Source organism: Nocardiopsis lucentensis DSM 44048, from assembly GCF_000341125.1.
Taxonomy (GTDB): Bacteria; Actinomycetota; Actinomycetes; order Streptosporangiales; family Streptosporangiaceae; genus Nocardiopsis; species Nocardiopsis lucentensis.
Genome location: NZ_ANBC01000049.1, coordinates 1 through 4,282 on the forward strand (window position 1 = coordinate 1; position 4,282 = coordinate 4,282).

Genomic DNA, 4,282 nt, shown 5'->3' on the forward strand with positions numbered 1-4,282 from the left:
CCGGTGGATGCGGCTGCGGACGGTGCCGAGCTTGACGTCGAGCGTCGCGGCGATCTCCTCGTAGGAGAGGCCCTCGATGTCGCACAGGACCACGGGAGCGCGGAACTCGGCGGGCAGGGCGTCCAGGGCGCTCTGGACGTCGGCGTCGAAGTGCCGGTCCTCGTAGCGCTGGGCGGGGGAGGGCTCCCGGCCCTCCAGGCGCTCGTCGGCGTTGTCGGCCAACCCCTCGAAGCGGATGCGCGCCTTGCGGCGCGCCGTGTCGAGGAAGAGGTTCGTGGTGATGCGGTGGAGCCAACCCTCGAAGGTTCCGGGGGTGTAGTTGGCCAGGGAGCGGAACACCCGGATGAAGACCTCCTGGGTGAGGTCCTCGGCGTCGTGCTTGTTACCGGTGAGCCGGTAGGCGAGCCGATACACCCGGGGCGAGTGGACCCGGACGACCTCTTCCCAACTCGGGGGTTCCCATGCCTCGAATTCCACGGCTGGGCCGGTCTCTGGCACCGCTGCTCCCTTCATCCCTTCGAAGCGACGCACGAGGCCTGGTCGGGGGAAGGTGGTTCGTGGCGGTCAACGTGCGTTCCTCCCGATTCAACGCCGGGAGACGCCTGTTAAGTTCCCGCGGCCACGCTCGGAGTTCGCGCCGGATCAGGCTAATCTTGCGCCAGGGACGTGATCCGATCGCGAAGAACACACCACGGTGTGTGACATATCGCTGGTCAGGGAGTCCGACCACAACGTGACCACCGCAGCGGGAGGCCGTCATCACGAGCACGGATCAGAGCGCGGCCCGGATCACCTGGGTCCGCACCGAGCAGAACCGGTTCGCCCAGGACGCCGTGGGGGACGGTCCCCTGGCTGACGCCTACGCGGTGGCGAGCCGGTCGTCGGCCCCGCCGGTGGATCCGATCACGGGGGCGGCGCTGCGCTTCCTGGCCGCCGCCATCGGGGCGCGGTCGGCCGTCGAGGTCGGCACCGGGTGCGGTGTGTCCGGGGTGTGGCTCCTGCGGGGCATGGTCCCGGACTCGATCCTGACGACCGTGGACACCGACGCCGAGTACCAGAACCACGCCCGCGCGGTGTTCGGCGGGGAGGGGTTCGGCACCGGCCGGGCACGGCTCATCCGCGGGCGGGCGCTGGAGGTGTTGCCACGGCTCACCGACGGCGGGTACGACCTCGTCTTCGTGGACGCCGACCGAGAGGCCTACCTCCACTACCTGGACGAGGCCCGGCGCCTGCTGCGCCCGGGCGGTGTGATGGTGTTCCACGGATCCCTGACCGCCTCCGCCGAGCCGGACGGACCGCTGCGCGTGCCCGACCCCGCCGAGACCGTCGCCCGCGAGCTGGTCCAGCGGGTACGGGAGGACGGGGCACTGGTGCCGCTGCTGATGCCCGTGGGTGAGGGGCTGCTGGCCGCCATCCGCCCCTGAGGCCGACCCGCGGCCGCGTCCGTCCGCGTCGTCGGGAGGGCGCGTTCGGGGCTCCCCGAGCCGTGGCCGCCCCGACCGATCCGTCGTCCGCCCCACTCTTTCCGCCGTCCGGGAACCCGGGAGCCGTCGGAGTCGACCGTCGTGCCGAGGTTCCAGCGGACCCCGGGGACGCGAGGCCCCCGGGCACGACGGAAGGCGGACACGATGCGAGCACGAACCCGGCTGCGGCGGACCCGGCGTGTGGGCCGGACCGGGACCGGCGGACCTGCGGACCGGATCCGGTTCGCGGCGCTGTTGGCGGCCGGAGCCCTGACGCTCTCGGCCTGCTCGACAGGCTCGGTCGGCGGCGTCCCCGATCCGGCGAGCGGGTCCGGGGAGAACGGGTGCCCCCGGCTGCCCGAACCGACCGGGCCGCCGGAGCGCGTGGTCACCATGGACGGCGGGTCCGCCGCGATCCTGCGTGAACTGGGCGTGGCCGACTCGGTCGTCGGTACCGCCGCCCCGGACTTCTTCACCGCCTTCCCCGAGGAGGACCGCGCCGAGTTGGAGCGCGTCCCCGTCATCGCCGAGGGCGTCGGCAACCGCGAGGCGGTCATCGCCGCCGAGCCCGACCTGGTCATGGGCGTCTCCCCGTACCAGTTCGGGGCCTTCGACGGCACGCCCACCCCCCAAGAACTGACCGAGGCGGGCATCGCGGGCCTCACCGCCTGCGGCACCCCCGGCGCCACCACCGACCTGGCGGACACCTTCGCGTTCGTCGAGCGCACCGCCGAGGTCTTCGGTGTGCCGGAGCGCGGCGCGGAGCTGGTGGATCGGATGCGCGAGGACGTGGACGCCGCCGCCGCGCTGGCCGCCGACGCCGACCGCCCCGTCCGCGTACTGGCCATGTCCGTCGTCCCCGGCGCGGGGCAGGGTGTGTCCACGCTCGGCGCGACCGGCACCGCCAACGGGGTGATCACCCTCGCCGGGGGCGAGAACGTCGCGGGTGACGTGGAGCAGGTGGTCACGGACCTCTCGGAGGAACAGGTGGTCAGCCGTGACCCGGAGGCCGTCCTCGTCCTGACCGGTTTCTCCGACCTGCCCGAGGAGGAGCTGGTCGAGGCCCTGCTCGGCTCCCCCGCCGTCGCGGGGTCGACGGCGGTGCGTGAGGAGCGGTTCGTGGTCATGCCGCAGTCGGTGGTGACCTCGCCCAGCGTGCTCAACGCCGAGGCGGTACGGACCCTGGCCGAGACCCTGCACGGTGAGGGGGACGCCCGGTGGTGACGTCCCGTGCTCGGGGGCGGGCCCGAAACCGTGGCCGGGACCGTTCCGGAGCCTCCGGCCGCGCGCCCGGTGGACGCCGTGTGCCCCTCGGCCACCGCGTCCCCCTGGCCCCGCTGTTGGCCGGGCTCACCGTCGTGCTCGCGGTGTCCTGTCTGCCCGCGATCGGCGTCGGGTCGGTCGACGTCCCACCGATGACGGTGGTGCGCGTCCTGGCCGACCGCCTCGCCGCCCTCGCGGGCGCTGACGGCGTCCCGGGGAACGGGCCGGTCCCGGAGGCGGAGGACTTCATCGTGTGGCGGCTGCGCGCTCCACGCGTGTTCCAGGCCGTGTTCGTGGGCGCGGGACTGGCGGTCGCGGGCGCGGTCGTGCAGGCCCTGGTGCGCAACCCCGTGGCCGACCCGCACATCCTCGGCCTGTCCTCGGGGGCCAGTGTGGGCGCCGTCCTGCTGATGACCACCCTCGGCTCGGCGGCGCTGGGCGCTCTGGCGCTCCCCCTCGCGGCGTTCGCCGGTGCGCTCGTGGCCGGGCTACTGGTGTTCGCCGTCGCCCGCACGCGCGGAACCCTCGAACCGCTGCGCCTGATCCTGGTCGGCGTGGCGATCGGCCAACTCCTCGGGGGCGTCACGTCGTTCCTGGTGCTGCGCAAGCAGTCGGGCGACGCCCAGCAGCAGGTCCTGTTCTGGCTGCTCGGCAGCCTGTCCGGGGCGCGGTGGTCGTCGGCGCTGGTGTGCGCGGCGGCGGTGCTGGCGCTGTCGGCGCTGCTCACCGCCCGGGCGGGATCCCTCAACGTCCTGGTGCTGGGTTCGGAGGGCGCGGCGTCTCTGGGTGTGGACGCCGATCGCTCCCGGGAACGGCTGTTCGCGGCCGCCGCCCTGCTGACGGGGACGACCGTGGCCGTGGCCGGCGCCATCGGGTTCGTGGGACTGGTGGTCCCCAACCTCGCCCGGCTCCTCGTCGGAGCCGACCATCGCAGGGTGCTGCCGGTGTGCGCGCTGTCGGGCGCGCTGATGCTCGTGTGGGCCGACCTGGCCGCGCGCACGGTGCTGCGCCCCACCGAACTGCCCATCGGCGTCCTGACCGCCGTCGTCGGGGTGCCGTTCTTCGTCGCCGCCCTGCGCGGGGCGCGGGGTGCGACCGCCGGACAGGCGTGAGGAGGAGGAACCGTGAGGCTGCGCCTGAACGGTGTGACCGCCGGGTGGACCGACGTGCCCGCGGTGCGCGGGGTCGACGTCGACGTCGCGGACGGAACACTGACCGCGCTCGTCGGGCCCAACGGGAGCGGGAAGTCGACGCTTCTGAAGACCGTCTACCGAGCGCTACGGCCGATCGGGGGTGATCTGGTACTGGGCGGGGACGACCTGCTCGGGCTGTCCCGTCGGGAGGCGGCGCGCCGGGTGGGGGTGCTCGGACAGGACCAGCACGGCGGGTTCGACCTCACCGCCGAGCAGGCCGTCGCCCTCGGCCGGACACCGCACCTGGGGCCGTTCGGGGTCATGGGGCCCGACGACCGGGAGGCGGTGGCGTCCGCCCTGTCCAGGACGGGGTGCGGGGAGCTGGCGCGGCGGCCGCTGTCGACGCTCTCCGGCGGGGGGCGG

At 74.0% G+C, this 4,282-nt stretch carries 5 protein-coding genes; 4 read left to right on the top strand and 1 reads right to left on the bottom strand.

Annotated elements, in window-relative coordinates:
- Positions 1–513 (bottom strand): RNA polymerase sigma factor SigE (gene sigE, locus D471_RS0101425; protein ID WP_083924011.1); only part of this gene is annotated, 513 nt, incomplete at its 3' end.
- Positions 514–833: 320 nt separating this feature from the next.
- Here sigE and D471_RS0101430 point away from each other — a divergent pair.
- The 4 genes from D471_RS0101430 to D471_RS0101445 form a co-directional block, all read left to right on the top strand.
- Positions 834–1,424, top strand: coding sequence for an O-methyltransferase (locus D471_RS0101430; RefSeq protein WP_017596974.1), 591 nt, complete (start codon positions 834–836; stop codon positions 1,422–1,424).
- A 204-nt stretch (positions 1,425–1,628) separates the two neighbouring features.
- Positions 1,629–2,687 (top strand): ABC transporter substrate-binding protein, encoded by a 1,059-nt coding sequence (locus tag D471_RS0101435; RefSeq protein WP_152486190.1) that lies wholly within the window; start codon positions 1,629–1,631, stop codon positions 2,685–2,687.
- Positions 2,688–2,767: 80 nt separating this feature from the next.
- Complete coding sequence (locus D471_RS0101440) at positions 2,768–3,838, top strand: FecCD family ABC transporter permease (RefSeq protein ID WP_017596976.1); 1,071 nt, start codon at positions 2,768–2,770, stop codon at positions 3,836–3,838.
- A 12-nt stretch (positions 3,839–3,850) separates the two neighbouring features.
- Positions 3,851–4,282 (top strand): ABC transporter ATP-binding protein (locus tag D471_RS0101445; RefSeq protein ID WP_017596977.1); only part of this gene is annotated, 432 nt, incomplete at its 3' end.